The 15,953-nt window shown below is 68.8% G+C and carries 12 protein-coding genes; 5 read left to right on the forward strand and 7 right to left on the reverse strand.

From position 1 onward, the window contains the following. The first annotated feature begins 645 nt into the window (after positions 1–645). Positions 646–2,073, forward strand: a complete 1,428-nt coding sequence (locus P5F91_RS06055) for a peptidoglycan DD-metalloendopeptidase family protein (RefSeq protein ID WP_145611074.1) — start codon at positions 646–648, stop codon at positions 2,071–2,073. An 84-nt stretch (positions 2,074–2,157) separates the two neighbouring features. On the opposite strand, the gene clpB is transcribed toward P5F91_RS06055, so the two are convergent. Beyond that, positions 2,158–4,800 (reverse strand): ATP-dependent chaperone ClpB, encoded by a 2,643-nt coding sequence (clpB, locus tag P5F91_RS06060; RefSeq protein WP_145611072.1) that lies wholly within the window; start codon positions 4,798–4,800, stop codon positions 2,158–2,160. Positions 4,801–5,034: 234 nt separating this feature from the next. Between clpB and P5F91_RS06065 the strand changes: the two genes are divergently transcribed. After that, positions 5,035–5,802: an MOSC domain-containing protein gene (locus P5F91_RS06065; protein WP_277906798.1), complete on the forward strand. Its 768-nt coding sequence runs from the start codon at positions 5,035–5,037 to the stop codon at positions 5,800–5,802. On the opposite strand, the gene maiA is transcribed toward P5F91_RS06065, so the two are convergent. Next, positions 5,799–6,437, reverse strand: coding sequence for a maleylacetoacetate isomerase (maiA, locus tag P5F91_RS06070; RefSeq protein ID WP_277906799.1), 639 nt, complete (start codon positions 6,435–6,437; stop codon positions 5,799–5,801). The genes P5F91_RS06065 and maiA overlap by 4 nt on opposite strands. Positions 6,438–6,645: 208 nt before the next feature. Here maiA and P5F91_RS06075 point away from each other — a divergent pair, with 208 nt between their 5' ends. Next, positions 6,646–7,533: a LysR family transcriptional regulator gene (locus P5F91_RS06075; RefSeq protein WP_277906801.1), complete on the forward strand. Its 888-nt coding sequence runs from the start codon at positions 6,646–6,648 to the stop codon at positions 7,531–7,533. Here P5F91_RS06075 and P5F91_RS06080 read toward each other — a convergent pair. From P5F91_RS06080 to P5F91_RS06095, 4 genes are all read right to left on the reverse strand, one after another. Beyond that, complete coding sequence (locus tag P5F91_RS06080) at positions 7,530–7,931, reverse strand: MmcQ/YjbR family DNA-binding protein (protein WP_277906803.1); 402 nt, start codon at positions 7,929–7,931, stop codon at positions 7,530–7,532. The two genes, P5F91_RS06075 and P5F91_RS06080, sit on opposite strands and share 4 nt — an antisense overlap. Then, positions 7,928–9,223: a M48 family metallopeptidase gene (locus P5F91_RS06085; protein WP_186454763.1), complete on the reverse strand. Its 1,296-nt coding sequence runs from the start codon at positions 9,221–9,223 to the stop codon at positions 7,928–7,930. Before P5F91_RS06085 ends, P5F91_RS06080 begins: the two co-directional genes overlap by 4 nt. A 123-nt stretch (positions 9,224–9,346) precedes the next feature. Next, positions 9,347–9,700: an RNA-binding S4 domain-containing protein gene (locus tag P5F91_RS06090; RefSeq protein ID WP_277906804.1), complete on the reverse strand. Its 354-nt coding sequence runs from the start codon at positions 9,698–9,700 to the stop codon at positions 9,347–9,349. A gap of 39 nt (positions 9,701–9,739) precedes the next feature. After that, positions 9,740–12,376: a helicase-related protein gene (locus P5F91_RS06095; RefSeq protein ID WP_145611065.1), complete on the reverse strand. Its 2,637-nt coding sequence runs from the start codon at positions 12,374–12,376 to the stop codon at positions 9,740–9,742. 290 nt (positions 12,377–12,666) lie between these two features. Here P5F91_RS06095 and P5F91_RS06100 point away from each other — a divergent pair, with 290 nt between their 5' ends. Both P5F91_RS06100 and P5F91_RS06105 read left to right on the forward strand, forming a co-directional pair. Continuing rightward, positions 12,667–14,055, forward strand: coding sequence for a DUF2125 domain-containing protein (locus tag P5F91_RS06100; protein ID WP_145611064.1), 1,389 nt, complete (start codon positions 12,667–12,669; stop codon positions 14,053–14,055). Positions 14,056–14,216: 161 nt separating this feature from the next. Then, positions 14,217–15,227 (forward strand): hypothetical protein, encoded by a 1,011-nt coding sequence (locus tag P5F91_RS06105; RefSeq protein WP_277906806.1) that lies wholly within the window; start codon positions 14,217–14,219, stop codon positions 15,225–15,227. Here the strand turns inward: P5F91_RS06105 and P5F91_RS06110 are convergent. Further along, entirely contained in the window at positions 15,224–15,934 is a 711-nt protein-coding gene (locus P5F91_RS06110; RefSeq protein WP_211106947.1) for a protein-L-isoaspartate(D-aspartate) O-methyltransferase, read from the reverse strand. The two genes, P5F91_RS06105 and P5F91_RS06110, sit on opposite strands and share 4 nt — an antisense overlap. Positions 15,935–15,953 lie beyond the last annotated feature (19 nt).

Here is a 15,953-nt window from a genome sequence, read left to right on the forward strand (position 1 = left end):
AAGACCACCCCGCCGGAGGCACCACCGTTGCCGCCGTACATCCCCTATATATGCTCGTGCGCGCGCGTAGACAGGATGTCTGTCAGGCGCTTTAACCACCCCAGGCCTGCAGTGGAGACGGGGCGCCGCCACCTTGCCCCAATTTCGCCACCACCGCCGGATAGGAGGCGGCCCGTCGGCGGTACCCAGCCTGCCCCCGCAGGGACGGACTCAAACGCCATCGTCTTTCAAGTCCTATTAACGTGTCGTACGTAGGATGTTCCCGTTGACAGTGGCAATCGCGTCACGCGAGGATTGGCCTAACCGGTGGCCAGGCTTTCCGCGCCTTTTGGCAGGTGAACCTAGGCCCATCGGACGAGAAGAAGCTGGGGCGTTACGACCTGCCGGATCCCCGGGCAATGAACCGGATTTCGGCGTTTCCAGTCGTCAGTTCCTCTCCCTCGACATCGGCCCCGTCACGCAAGGGCGGGACCGGTTGATGAGGATTTTCGTGGTGCGTCGGCACCACGGCCAAGGCCGTTCAACCGGGCGGCCCGTCGACACCGTGCCCGCGCCCTGGAAGCAGGTGCCCGGGAAACAGCGCCCGATGGGGCCCATGTAGCCTTTGAGGTTGAGGGTTTTGACGATGCGGTTTGATTTGGGGGAGTGGGGGCCTTGCTGAAGCGCATCGCCGTGACATCGGCCGTCGCCCTGACCCTGGGCGGCGTCGTCTCCCTGGCGTCCCTGGACGACACGGGCAGCGTGGCCGTCGCCCCCCAGGCGCTGCCCCCCGCCCCGCCGTCTGACGTGGATCCCGACCTGGCCGCCGCCGCCGCTGCGGCGCCCAAGGACCAGCAGGTGCCGCAGCAGACTGCGGTTGCCGCCGCCGATCCGGCGCCGCAGGCTGGCAAGCCCCTGTCGGTCGACCCGGTGGAGCGTCGCCACGTCAATGTCGGCCGGGGCGACACCCTGATGCAGGTGCTGATGGACGGCGGCGTGCCGGCCGACAGCGCCCAGAACGCCGTCAGCGCGCTGAGCGGCGTCTATGACGTGCGCCGCATGAAGGCCGGCCAGGGCATCACCGTGCTGTTCGACCACAGCGAGGGTGACAAGTTCATCGGCCTGGAATTCCAGCCGGCCGCCGAGCGCGCCGTGTCGGTCGCCTTCAATGGCGGCCGCTATCAGGCCCGCCAGGTGGACAAGCCGCTGGAGAAGAAGCTGATGGCCGCCCGCGGCCGCATCACCAGCAGCCTGTCGGAGGCGGCCAGTGCCGCCGGCGTGCCCTACCCCGTGCTGGACGCCTTCATCAAGCGCTACGCCTACGATGTCGACTTCCAGCGCGACCTGCAGCCGGGCGACACCTTTGAAATCCTATTCGAGCGTTACTATACCGAGGACGGCCAGCCCGCCCGCGACGGCGACATCCAGTTCGCCTCGCTGACCCTGTCGGGCAAGGAAAAGGCCATCTACCGCTACCAGGCGTCCGGCAGCACGCCCGACTATTACAACGCCCTGGGCGAGAGCATCCGCCGCGCCATCCTGCGCACCCCCATCGACGGCGCCCGCGTCACCTCCGGCTATGGGATGCGCATGCACCCGGTGCTGGGCTACAGCAAGATGCACAAGGGCAAGGACTTCGGCGCCCCCGTGGGCACCCCCATCTATGCCGCCGGCGACGGCGTGGTGGAGCAGGCGGGTCCCTTCAGCAGCTATGGCAACTACGTCAAGCTGCGCCACGGCAACCAGATGGAAACCGCCTACGGCCACATGAGCCGTATCGCCAAGAACTTGCGCGCCGGCATGCGCGTGGCCCAGGGCGACGTCATCGGCTATGTCGGCGCCACCGGCCGGGCCACCGGCCCGCACCTGCATTTCGAAGTGCTGCGCGGCAACCAGCAGATCAATCCCGACAGCAAGGAGGCCAAGATCGAGGCCGGCCGCAAGCTGGACGGGAAGGATTTGAAGCAGTTCCAGGCCATCGTCGCCGAGGACCAGGAGGCTTTCCGCGATCTGCAGGGCGGCAACGGCAGCACCCTGGTCGCCGTCAAGCCCGGCACAGGTCACGTGGTCCAGGCCGCCGTGAAGCGGCACTGAGCATAAACGCCCGGATCCATAAAATTCAGGGCCGGTCCCCCTGGGGACCGGCCCTTCGCCTGTCAGCGCTCGGAACAATGCGGTTCAATGCACGGTGGGCGGCTGGCCCCAGAGGCTTTCGCCGGCCGGCGGCACCTTGATGGCCTCACCGTTCAGGACCAGGCCCTCCGGCCCGGCGGAGACGGTGATGGTCTCCCCGTCGTTGATGCGACCTTCCAGGATACGGGTGGCCAAGGGGTTCTGCAGTTCCCGCTGGATCACCCGCTTCAAGGGCCGGGCGCCATAGGCCGGGTCGTAGCCGGCGTCGGCCAGCCAGCGCAGGGCCGCGTCGTCCAGCTCCAGCGTCATGTTGCGCTCCGCCAGCATGCGCCGCAGGCGGCCCAGCTGGATATTGACGATGCCGGCCATATGCGGCCGTGACAGCCGGTTGAAGATCAGGATCTCATCCAGCCGGTTCAGAAACTCCGGCCGGAAGGACCCGCGCACCACCTCCAGCACATGGGCGTGCGCCGTGGCCACCGCCGCCGCGTCCGCCCCATCGGCCAGCGAGGCCAAGGCCTCGGACCCCAGGTTGGACGTCATGATGATCAGCGTGTTGCGGAAGTCCACCGTGCGGCCCTGGCCGTCGGTCAGGCGGCCGTCGTCCAGCACCTGCAGCAGCACGTTGAACACGTCGGGGTGGGCCTTCTCCACCTCGTCGAACAGCACGACCTGGTAGGGCCGGCGGCGCACCGCCTCGGTCAGGGCCCCGCCCTCCTCATAACCGACATAGCCCGGAGGGGCGCCGATCATGCGGGCGACGGAGTGCTTCTCCATGTATTCCGACATGTCGAGGCGGACCATGGCCGTCTCGTCATCGAACAGGAATTCGGCCAAAGCCTTGGTCAGCTCCGTCTTGCCGACGCCGGTGGGGCCCAGGAACAGGAAGCTGCCGATCGGGCGGTTGGGGTCCTGCAGGCCCGCGCGGGCGCGTCGCACCGCGTTGGACACGGCCACCACCGCCTCGTCCTGGCCCACCACGCGGCTGTGCAGCTTCTCCTCCATGCGCAGCAGCTTTTCGCGCTCGCCCGTCAGCATCTTGTCGACGGGAATGCCGGTCCAGCGGCTGACCACGGCGGCGATGTCGCCGTCGCGCACCTCCTCATTCAGCATGCGGTTGCCGCCGGCCTCTTCCGCCTCGCGCAGGCGGCGCTCCGTCTCCGGGATGACGCCGTAGGTCAGCTCGCCCGCCCGCGCCCAGTTGCCGGTGCGCTGCGCGTTTTCCAGCTCCGCCCGGGCCTGTTCCAGCTGTTCCTTCAGCTTCTGGGCGCTAGACAGGGTGTCCTTCTCCGCCTGCCACTGGGCGGTGAGGTTGCCCGACTGCTCCTCCAGCTCGGCCAGCTCCGTCTCCAGCTTGACCAGCCGGTCCTTGGAGCCCTGGTCGGTCTCGCGCTTCAGCGCCTCGCGCTCGATCTTCAGGCGGATGATCTGGCGGTCCAGCTCGTCAATCTGCTCGGGCTTGCTGTCCACCACCATGCGCAGCCGGCTGGCGGCCTCGTCCACCAGGTCGATGGCCTTGTCGGGCAGGAAGCGGTCGGTGATGTAGCGGTTGGACAGGGTGGCGGCGGCCACGATGGCGCCGTCGGTGATGCGCACGCCGTGGTGCAGCTCGTACTTCTCCTTCAGGCCGCGCAGGATGGAGATGGTGTCTTCCACCGTCGGCTCGGCCACGAAGACGGGCTGGAAACGCCGGGCCAGGGCCGCGTCCTTCTCGATGTACTTGCGGTATTCGTCCAGGGTCGTGGCGCCGACGCAATGCAGCTCGCCGCGCGCCAGCGCCGGCTTCAGCATGTTGGAGGCGTCCATGGCGCCGTCAGCCTTGCCGGCCCCCACCAGGGTGTGCAGCTCATCGACGAAGACGATGACCTCGCCCGCCGCCGACTGGATTTCCTGCAGCACGGCCTTCAGCCGTTCCTCGAATTCACCCCGGAACTTGGCGCCTGCCACCAGGCCAGCCAGATCCAGCGCCATCAGGCGCTTGTTCTTCAGGCCTTCCGGCACGTCGCCGTTGACGATGCGCAGGGCCAACCCTTCCACGATGGCGGTCTTGCCCACGCCGGGCTCGCCGATCAGGACGGGGTTGTTCTTGGTGCGGCGCGCCAGCACCTGGATGGTGCGGCGGATTTCCTCATCGCGCCCGATGACGGGGTCGAGCTTGCCGTCGCGCGCCGCCTGGGTCAGGTCGCGGGCATATTTCTTGAGCGCGTCATAGCTCTGTTCCGCCGACGCGCTGTCGGCGGTGCGGCCCTTGCGCAGGGCGTTGATGGCCTGGTTCAGGGCCTGCGGCTTGGCGCCGGCCTCCGCCAGCACCTTGGCGGCCGTCGTGCCCTCGGCCATGGTCAGGGCCAACAGCAGGCGTTCCGCCGTCACGAAGCTGTCGCCCGCCTTCTGGGCCAGCTGCAGGGCGCTGTCGAACACCTTGGCCAGCTCACGGCTGAGGCTGATCTGCCCGGCGCCGGGGCCGGACACCACCGGCACCTTGGCCAGCGCCGCCTCGACACCCGACAGGGCGCGGGCGGGATCGGCGCCGGAGGAGCGCAACAGGTTGGCCGCCAAGCCTTCACTGTCGTCCAGCAGCACCTTCAGCAGGTGTTCAGGGTTCAAGGTCTGGTGGCCGCCGCGTAACGCCAGCGTCTGCGCCGCCTGCACGAAGCCACGGCTGCGCTCTGTGAACTTCTCGAAGTCCATCGCAAAAAGCTCCTAGTGTCGACCGGAGCGTCCGCCAGGCAGCCCGTTCCAGCCATGATCCACGACAATTGTGCGATCCGAAGGATGCACCAGCGATATGGGGCCTGATCCCGCCAGCCGCAAGCCCGATCCCGCCCCCATCCCTACATCTCCCCATCCCTACATCTAATTGTCGTCAACTTGTCCCCGACCGTTCGTTGACAAGCGGCGGGGGCGATCCCTTAGACTGGCTCCATGACGACGACCGTTTCCATCCTGCACTATTTCCCCGTCAAGGGGTTGTCCGCCCAGACCCTGGAGGCGGTCACGCTGGCCCCTGGCCAAGGCATGCCGCAGGACCGGCGCTTCGCCATCACCCACGGCGCCACCACCTTCGACGTGGTCAGCCCCGCCTGGCGGCCCAAGAGCAACTTCCTGGCCCTGATGCGGGATGAGCGGCTGGCCACGCTGGACGCGCGCTACGACGCCGCCAACTGCACGCTGGTGCTGCTGCGCAACGGCAGGCAGGTGGCCAAGGGGCGCATCGACACCCCCACCGGCCGCCTGCTGATTGAGCAATTCCTGGCCGCCTATATGAAAGACGCGGCCGTGCCGCCGCCCTACAAGGTGATCGAGGCGCCAGGCCACATGTTCAGCGACATCGAGGAAAAGGCGGTGTCGCTGATCAACCTCGCCAGTTGCAAAGATCTGGAGCGGGTGACCCAGGCGCCGGTGGATCCGCGCCGCTTCCGCGGCAACCTGCTGCTCTCGGACCTCGCCCCCTGGGCGGAGGCGCACTGGGTGGGCAAGCGCCTGCGCGTGGGCGAAACCCTGTTGGAGGTGTTCAAGAACATCCGCCGCTGCGCCGCCACCGAGGTCAACCCGGTGACGGGCGAGCGCGACATGCCGGTGCTGAAATCCCTGATGAACGGCTACGGCCACGTCAATTGCGGCGTCTACGCCCGCGTCATCGAGGGCGGGACGGTACGGCCGGGCGACACCGTCACGGTGGTTGAGGCCTAGCGCGGCGCCCCGGGCTGGCGCAGCGGCACCGCCCTGGCGAACGCGTCGATCTCCATGCAGGCGTTGAAAATCCGGTCGATGGTCGGATAGTCCACCGAGAAGACCTGGAACCCCTGGGCACCCGTCACGTGGCTCATGAGACACAGGTCCGCGATCGTGGGGCTGTCGCCATGGCAGAAGCGGCCAACGGCGGGATCACCGGCCAGACGGGCCTCCCCTTGTGCCAGCCCCTCGCGAAACCAGTGCCGCACCCAATCGGTGTGATCCACACCGAAGGCGGCGGCCAGATGGCGCCGCACCCGCGGCACGATCAAGGGGTGATGGTCGGCCGCGAAGCTGAGCGCAAGCGCCCGGACCCGGGCCCTGTCGCGCGCGCCGGCGGGCAGCAGCGGCGGGTCGGGGTACAACTCCTCCAGATATTCCAGGATCGCCAGCGATTGGGTCAACGGCGGCCCGCCATCCACGAACAGCGCGGGCACTGCCGCCGCCGGGTTGACGGCCAGGAAGGCCGGCGCGTTCTGCGCCCCGGCGTCGAGATCGATCATCGTCTCCTCGACCGCCAGGCCCTTGAGGTTCAGCGCCGCACGCACACGGAAGGCGGCGGCCGAGCGCCAGAAGCCGTACATCTTGAACATGGGGCATGGGTCCCTTCAGATCAGCAGCTCAGGTCAACGGCGGGCACCATAGGCTTTCGCCGGCGCCAAGCCGGCTTGGCCTTTGGCAAGGCGCGCTTGCGCCGACGCAAATCCGGCGGCGTTGCCAGGGCCGTCACAGGCGCCTTATTTTGCACCCACGCAAAGACGCGGGGGTTTTGGCGGGCAATCTTGCACAGGGACAAGCCCCATGGACTGGAACAACTTCCGGTTGATCCTGGCGATCAGCCGGACGGGATCGCTGAAAGGCGCCGCCAAGACGCTGGGGCACGATCATTCGACCATCTTTCGCTGGCTGAACGCCCTTGAGGCAACGTTCCAGGTCCAGTTGTTCGAGCGCAACGCCGGCACCTACCGCCCGACGGACGCGGGGGAGCGCATGCTGCTGGCGGCCGAACGCATGGAGGAGGAGGCCCTGGCGCTGGACCGGGACATCACCGGGCGGGATGCCCGCCTGTCCGGAAACCTCAGGATCACCTGCTCGGAAAGCCTGGCCTACCGGCTGCTGAACGACCTGCTGGTCGAGTTCCGCGCCCGGCACGATGGGATTTCGATCGAACTGTTGGTCGACAACCGGCAGCTGGATCTGCTGCGGCGGGAAGCGGACATCGCCATCCGTGCCACGCGGCCCGCCGAAGGCGATCTGTTCGGCCGGCGCCTCGCGGACACCGCCTGGGCCTTGTATGCCAGTCCGGCCTATCTGGCCGGCAAGCCCACCCCCGTCGCGCCGGGGTTCGCGGGACACAGCTTCATCGGCTGGGACACCGCCGCCACCGCCGCCGCCGCGACCTGGCTCACCGACATGGTGCCGGGGGCCGCCATCGTCTATCGCTCCAGCAGCCTCATCAATCAAATGATGGCGGTGAAGGCCGGGATTGGGCTGGCCCTTCTGCCCTGTTACCTGGGCGATCCGGAAGCGGACCTGGTGCGCGTTGCCGGTCCTGAGGGTGCGTTGACGCGCGAGCTGTGGCTGATCACGCATCGGGATCTGCGAAACACCGCGCGCGTTCGCGCCTTCTTCGACGTCGTCGGCCAGGGTCTGGTCGCCCGCCGCGACCTGCTGGAGGGCAAGGGTTAAGGCGTGGATTCGACGCCGGTCGCGGCCTGGGCATCAAGCCGTGCCCCCAACTTCTTGGGCGCCACGGCCTGGTAGCTTTCCTTGATCCAGGCCCGCAGCAGATCCAGCGGCACGTCCTCGCCCACGCCGAATGTGGCGGTGATCCAACCCGCGCGCCCCAGGCCATACCCCGTGGGCGCGCAGTTGGCCATGTCCAGCGCGAAGGGGCCGGAGCGAGGCAGCTTCACCGTCACGTGGCAGCCGGCCGCCCCGTCCCGGCCCAGGAAGACGAAGATCTTCTGCCGCACCTTCACCACCGTCTCCCCCCAGGGGTAATCCTCCCACGCCTCGGGATACGTCAGGGCATGGGCCAGCAGATCGGCCAAGGGGGAGTCCGGGAGCGAAGAGGCGTCGGTCACGGCTTGGGCTCCGCCGGGGCATGACCGGGCGCGGGTTCGGCGGGTGCCGGAGCTTCCGCCGCTGGCAGGTTCTCCGCCTTCCAGCGCATGGCGCGCAGGATGCGGTTGTAGCCCGAGGGATGGTCGTAGAACACGATCTCCTCCCACGCGCCCGGCTGCAGCTTGCGATATTCGGCCAGCTTCAGCGCCACGGTGGCGAAGCCGTCCGGCTCGCGCGACAGGTTCAGGCCGAAGGCGTCGGCCTCCGCTTCCTGCGTGCGGATGATGGTGTTGAGCACGGGCGTCAGCACGAAGAAATAGGCGGTGAACAGGATGACGACCAGGGGCAGGCCCGCCACGTCGCCTAAGCCGGTGACGCCCCAGCGTCCGCCACGCGTCAGACGGCCGAAGACACGGTCCACGAACAGATAGCCGAAGCAGACCAGGAGGGAGAGGTAGAGCAGAAGGACAAAGACGTGATTCAGGACGTAATGCCCCATCTCGTGCCCCATCACCGCCTTGATCTCCGCCAGGGTGCAGCGCTGCAGCAGCGTGTCGGTCAGGGAGATGCGGGTGGTGCCGAACAGGCCGCTGACATTGGCGCTGATCTTGTTGGACTGACGTGAGGCATTGAACTCATAGACGTCGGTGGCGGGTACCTCATTGGACCGCGCCATGGACAGCAGGGCCTCGCGCACCGGGCCCGGCTTCATCGGTTCGTATTTATTGAACAGCGGCGCCACGAAGACCGGCGTCACCACGATCATGAGAACCAGCACCACCACGCCGAAGGCGCTGGCCCACACCCACCAGCTTCGGCCCAGACGACGGACGATGGCATACAACACCCAGACGACCAGGGCGCCGATCAGGCTGGAAATGGCCAGCTGGATCATCTGGTCGCCGAACCAGTCGCCAAAGGTCTGGTTCATCAGGCCGTATTGCCGTTCACGGTACCAGTCGGCATACGCGACATAGGGCAGGCTGAGGACATAGTCGATGACGGTGTAGGCGATGAAGAACACCGGCGTGGCGAAGCGGCCCAGGCCGGCCAGCCGGTCCCGCAGGCGCCGCGCCAGGCCGCCGGCCAGGAATATGGCCGCCACCGCCAGCGACACCAGGAAGCGCCACAGCTGCAGCCAATAACCGCCCTCGAAATAGGCGTTCGACTTGGCCCGCGCGTCGGCAGGCACCGTGTCCAGATAAGCCTGCGTCGCCGCCACCGGGTCGAACGCCGCGGCGTGCGCCGCCACCGGGACCAAGCAGGCCCCCAGCGCCGCGCCTAAAATACCCACGGCTAACGCCGCCCCCATGCCCTGTCCCCAAACCTTCATAACCAGCCTCGATCCTTGCGCGCCGCGCCCCCTGGGCGGCGCTTATTGACCGACAGCGTAGAAGGCGGAAGCCGATCTGGATAGAACCAGTTCGCCTAAATCTTACAGGGCCTTGGGAAGGCGCGACTCCGGCGTGGGCGGCGCCAGATCCTCATAGAGCGCCTGGGCCTCCGGTGCCGGGCCGCGGCGGGTGCCCAGCGCCACCACCTTGATGACGCGGATATGGTTGCCCAGGGGAAAGGTCAACACATCGCCCGGCCGCACGGTGTGGTGCGCCTTGGTGATGGGGGTGCCGCCGCAGCGGATGGCGCCGGAACCGCACAGCTTGGCGGCCAGGCTGCGCGACTTCAGGAAACGGGCGTACCACAGCCATTTGTCCAGTCGCAGCCGGCCTTCGGCCAAGTCGGCCGCATCCTCGTCATCCGGGCCGACACCCTTGCCGTTTCCCTTAGCCATGTCGCGCCGCCGCCTTTGCCATCACCGCCACACCCCCCATCAGGGCACCTCCACCAAGGTCCGCAGAATACTGAAAGGATGGTCACCGGGCGACACGGGCTGGGGCGCGGGCGCCGCCTTCCTGCCGGGCTTGGCCGCCCCGGGAGCCGCAGCATGGGCCGCAGAGGGCGACACAGCCGGCGCCCGGCTGGGCTTGGGTCGCCGTCGCAGCCAGGGGGCCGGCTCCCCCTCCGCCTTGGGTTGCCCCATACGGTAGCCCAGCGCGGACATCAGGGACGGCACCTCCGACCGGGGCACGCCCAGGCTCAGCACCAGATCATCCACGGCGACCAGCGGCCCGGCCTTGGCCCGGCCGGCCAGGGATTTCTCCAGCCGGTCCACCATGTCGATGCGCATGGCGCGGGAACCCAGGGGAACGTAGCCGATGGCGGCCAGGAAATCCGGCGGCAGGTCGCCGACGGCCAAGGTCACACGTCCGGGTGGCGGCACGGCCACGGGCGTGGCGTGCGCCACCGACCACAGCAGCCCGCGCAGGGCCACCGCCGCCGGCCGCGTCAGCGCCGTCAGGAACACCTGGCTGAAGCCCAGGCGCAAGCCGAGGGCCGCCAGGCGCCGCCGATCCTCCTTTGTCAAGGTGGCGATCAACGGTTCCAGCGCGGCTCGGGGCAGACCACCCAGCGCCTCCGCCACCTGGAAGGCGATGCCCCGGCCGGCGCCGGACAATTCCCCGCCCCGCGCCGCCGCGGCCAGCGCCGCGAGGGGGGCCAGCACCCGGGCCACGTGCGCCTCCACCCAACGGGTCAGGCGGGCCCGCACCGGTTCGCGCTGGCCGGTCTGCAGGAAATCGTCGCCCACCAGGCGCACCAGGGGGGCCAGCGGCGTTGGCCCCGGCGCCAGCACGCCGATGACGGCGCCATCCCAGCTGAGCTCGCCACCGCCGTCCAGGGTGATGGCGGCGTCGGGAGCCGCCTCCAGCGCGCGCACCCGCTGATTGATGACGTCGCCCAGGGCGCGACGGGCGGCGGTGGTGATGGCCTTGGCATCGGCCGCCGGCACGTCGGCGTCCAACTGGAAGGCCACGCCGTGCAGCCGGCCCACCGGGTGGCCTTCCACCAGCACGCGGCCATCACGGTCCACCGCCCCCATCAGGTCGCGCCCATCGGCCAGGCGCTTCACCAGGCCGGCCGAACGCTTGTCGACGAAGCGCTGGGTCAGGCGCTCATGCAGGGCGTCGGACAGCCGGTCCTCGATGGCGCGGGTGCGCTCCTGCCAATGGACGGCATCGTCCAGCCAGCCGGGACGGTGGGAGATGTAGGTCCAGGTGCGGATATGGGCGATGCGCGACACCAGCGTATCGATGTCGCCCTCCCCCCGATCCAGGCGGGCCACCTGGGCCGCCACCCAATCCAGCGGCAGCGTGCCGGCCGGCCCGTCGCGCAGATACTTGAAGATCTGGGACAAGAGGCGGGTATGGGCGTCGGACAGCACCTTGCGGAAGTCCGGAATCTGGCAGACCTCCCACAGCAGGCGCACCGCCAGGGGATTATTGGCCAGGCGCATGAGGTCGGCGTCCTGCGCCAGGGCCTGCAAGGCCAGATGGTCGTCCGCCTCCCGCGCGCGGATCAGCACAGGCGACGGCGGCCGTTCCTCCAGCGCGCGCAGCAGGGCCTGGGGGCTGCGGAAGTCCAGGTCGACGTTGCGCCACATCAGGGTCTTCAACGTCTCGAACTTATGGTTCTCCACCGCGTCGATCAGCTCAGGATCCAGCGGCGGCGCCTCATCCGTCGTGCCGAAGGTGCCGTCGGTCAGGTGGCGGCCGGCGCGGCCGGCGATTTGCGCCACCTCCGGCGCGCGCAGGCGGCGCGGCTGCTGGCCGTCGAACTTGGACAGGCGGGCGAAGGCCACATGATCGACGTCCATGTTCAGGCCCATGCCGATGGCGTCGGTCGCCACCAGGTAATCCACCGCCCCTTCTTGATAAAGCTGCACCTGGGCGTTGCGGGTGCGGGGGCTGAGCGCCCCCAGCACCACCGCCGTGCCGCCGCGCGTGCGGCGCAGCAGCTCCGCCAGGCCATAGACGTCGGCGGCGGAGAAGGCCACCACGGCGGCGCGGGGCGGCAGCTTGGTCAGCTTCTTGTGCCCGCTGTAGGTCAGGCTGGAGAAGCGGGGCCGCGACACGAACTCCGCCTTCGGGATCAGCTTTTGCAGCAGGGGCTTGATGGTGTCGGAGCCGAGGAACATCGTCTCCTCCGTCCCGCGCGCGTGCAGCAGGCGGTCGGTGAAGATGTGTCCGCGCTCCGGATCGGCGGCCAGCTGGATCTCGTCCACCGCCAGGAATTGCGCCACATGGTCCAGCGGCATGGATTCGACGGTGCAGATCCAATAGCGGGCACCGGGGGGGATGATCTTCTCCTCCCCCGTCACCAGGGCCACCTGGCCCGCCCCCTTGGCCTTGACCACCTTGTCGTAGTTTTCCCGCGCCAGCAGGCGCAACGGGAAGCCCATCATGCCGCTGGCATGCGCCAGCATGCGTTCCATGGCCAGGTAGGTCTTGCCGGTGTTGGTGGGCCCCAGCACCGCCACGACCCGCCCGCCCGGCAAGGCGCCCACGCTGTCGGCGGCCCGCCGCGGAGCGGGCAGGGCGGAGGCTGGAGAGGGGCGGGGACGGTCGCTCATGACACTCAGTGTTGGGGTGGCGGCCCCCAAAAACAAGACGGCGTGTTTGAGGGCCTCCGCATGAACCGCGCCCGAGGAGCACGGTTCCGAGGTGGAGCCCGTCAGTGGCCCCCCGTCAGTGGACCCCCGGCTGGCCGCGGCCAAGTGGCCCTGGAAAAACCCCGCCCCCAATGCGGACATAATGTGGGGCCATCCTTATATAGGGTACCGGCCCGACAGGCACGCCGCTTGATTCCGGCCAATACTCCCGTATCACCTAGGCGCAACACCGTCCCCTTGAAGGCCCGTCCATGCCCGTCCGCCCCCGTCTCGCCGTCCTGACGCTGATCCCCCTGCTGCTGGGCACGTCCGCCCTGGCGGCGCCCGTGACGCAGGAAGGTGCCGACAAGCTGGCCCGGCTGGCCGAACAGCAGCTGACCAAGCCCGCCAACCCGCACAAGGACGGCAGCCTGCGCCTGACCCTGAACGGCCACGCCAGCGCCACGCGCGAGGGGGATCATTACCGCCTGAGCCTGCCGGGCGCGCAGCTGCACCTGGGCGACGACAGCGTGCTGGACCTGGGCACCCTGGTGCTGGCGGTCACCCCCACGGCCGACGGCCACTGGGACGCCACCGGTGCCCTGCCCAGCCCCATGGGCGTGTTCGACGGCCAGGGCATGCGCATCGGCGAAGTGCGCCTGGGCAGCCAGAGCCTGCATGCCCGCTGGACCCCCGACTTCCAGACGGTGGATCTGCTGGACGCCAAGGCGGGCGACATCCGTTTCATCCCCCGCCCCGGCCACGGCGCCGTGTCCATGGACGCCCTGACCGTGCGCTTCATGCCGGAGGACGAGGCGCGTGGGCGGTGGAGCGGCCCGCTGCGGATGGAGGTGAACAAGCTGGAGACCAGGACGCCGGAAGGTGCGGAGGAAACCCGGCTGCTGCGCGGTCTGCTGGCCATCGACGTCACGGACTTCAACATGGCCCAAGGTGCGCTGCTGCGCGTGGGCGGCGGCACGGATCCCGGCCCCGCCGGCGCCGTGCTGTCGCGCATGAAGGGCACCCTCAGCCTGGACGGCTATGCCAGCCACGACGACGAGGGCCATCCCTATTCCCTGAAGACCCTGAACGCCACCGTCACCGCCGACAACATGGACGGCGATCACGGCGTGCTGTCCCTAGACTATAGCCACCGGGGCCTGGTCAAGCCGACCGTCAACGGCCAGGCCGACCCCATCCCGGAAAAGGGCGATCTGCACCTGAAGATCAGCGATCTGCCGGCGCGCACCCTGGCGGAGGCCGACTGGACCACCCTGCCGCCCGATGCCAAGCATCGTAACCGCGCCATCAAGGACCGCACGCTGACCGCCCTGGGCCAAGCCGGCAGCCATCTGACCATCGACAAGCTGGACTTCCAGGCGCCCGACGCGGCCCTGGTGGGCAACGCCGCCCTGGTGTTCGACGCCGCCAACCCGCGCGGCCTGACCGGCACCCTGTCACTGCTGATGCGCGGCCTGGACCACCTGCCGGCCAATGGCGTGGGCAACGGCGCCATGCTGGGCTTCTTCGCCCTGCAGTCGATGGGGGCGCCCGAAAGCCAGGGCCGCCGCTTCAGCCTGGATTTCCGACCCGATGGCCATGTGAAGCTCAACGGCAGCGACGTCACCCTGCTGATGACTGGCTTGGCCAAGCTTCCCTGAGGACGCCCCCAGGTTGCGGGGCGCTCCCCGAATGACATAAAAAATACACTTCCCTTTCAAGGCACCGCTTTCATAACTCCTGTCCAGCCCGAAGGGGGACAGGCGCCGGCCCGGGCAAAGCCCCCGGAAGGGCTGGGCGGCGCCCAAAAGAAAGAAGCGAAGTGGCGGAAATCGATATTTCCATCGTCGTCGTGGCGGTGAGCTCGTTCCTGTTCGCGCTGGGCTGCGGAATTTTCTTCCATGACCATCCCGTCTGGAAGTGGATCGATATCGTCTACTATTCCCTCAGCGTCTTCGGCGTGATCCTGCTGTTCGTGTCGGAAGACCTGAACCGTGCCATGCTGCGCATCCAGGAGAAGGAGCGGGAGATCGAGCGGCACTGGGCCTCGGCCTTTCCCAGCGCCGGCACGGGCGTGCCCGCCATACCGGTGCTGCCCGCCTCCTCCCCCGACCACTGGCGGGCAAGCTATGAGGCGCTGAAGGCAGAGCAGGATTTGGGCGAACTGTGCCGCCAGGCGCCCAGCCTGGATTGCGCCCCCCACACCAGCCACGCCAGCTTCATCAAGCGCGACTTCCAGCAGTTCGACGCCGGCACCATGGCGGTTCCCGCCGACCGCGCGCGCAAGGAAGAGGACTTCTGCCAGCGGGCCTACCAGCTGGTGGACCATCTGGCGCTGAACAGCGGCGTGGGCACGGACGATTACGCCCTGGTGAAGCAGCGGCTGCTGGCGGTGGAACGCAACGAGGCCTCCGCCCTGGAAACCGCCGCCCTGGCGGAGGCGATCGGTACCAGCCATGACCGCATCCTGTCCGCCGTGCCGACGGAGAAATACGCCGCGGTGGAAAAGCTGCTAGGCTCGGAGGGGGAGTTCGCGAAGGAGCTGTTCACCCTGCTGTCCTTCTGCGCCACCCGGCCCACCGATGCCACCGCCAAGCAGCGCCACATCGACCTGCTGCAGTCGATCCAGGAAACCCGCCACCAAACCCCGCCGGAGGTGCAACAGGCCATCCGCGAGGCGGAGCAGATGGCCTCGGCCAGCCTGCCGCAGCGGGTGTCGCGCTTCATCCGCCTGAACCTGTGGCCCTTCATCCTGACGCTGGCCCTGGCGGGCAAGTTCGGCAAGGCTGTGTCCGGCTTCGGCGGCCTGCGCCGCCTGCGCGTAACACCCTAACCCTCAACCATGGGAACGAAGGCGACCGCCAGCAGCGGCCGCTCCCGCACCTGGCCGTCCCGTCCCTTTTCCACCAGGCACAATTGCTGCGCGCCCCTTGCCGGCCCCACCGGCAGCAACAGGCGCCCACCCGGCCGCAGTTGGTTCACCAGGGCCGGCGGCACGGCAGGCGTGGCGCAGGCGGCCAAGATGGCATCGAACGGCGCCGCCTCGGGCCAGCCGCCATGGCCGTCGCCGATGCGCAAGGTGACGTTCCTGATCCCCAGGGCCGCCAGCCGCCGCTCCGCCGCCTGCGCCAGATCGGCGATGACCTCCAGCCCGAAGACCGTGGCGCCCAGGTGGGCCAACAGCGCCGTCTGGTAGCCGGAACCGACGCCAACCTCCAGCACCCGGTCGCCCGGGTGGACGTCCAGCAGTTCCGTCATCAGCGCCACGAGGGAGGGCTGGGACAGGGTCTGGCCCGCCGCCAGGGGCAGCACCTGGTCATGATAGGCGTAAGGGGCCTGGTCCGCCGGGGTGAACAGTTCACGCGGCGTGCCCATCAGGGCGGCGGCCACGCGCGGGCTCAAGGCCGGCAGGCCCAGGGGCCGGTCTGCCCGCATGCGCCGGGCGATGGTTGCCACCAGGGCCTCGCGCTCATCCCGGCGGGCCACCAGATCGACCACCGCGCCGCCGCCGCTGGCGCCGGATTTTCCGAACCATGCCATCACCCTGCCCCCGTACCCC

The organism is Nitrospirillum amazonense (assembly GCF_029594735.1).
GTDB lineage: Bacteria > Pseudomonadota > Alphaproteobacteria > Azospirillales > Azospirillaceae > Nitrospirillum > Nitrospirillum amazonense.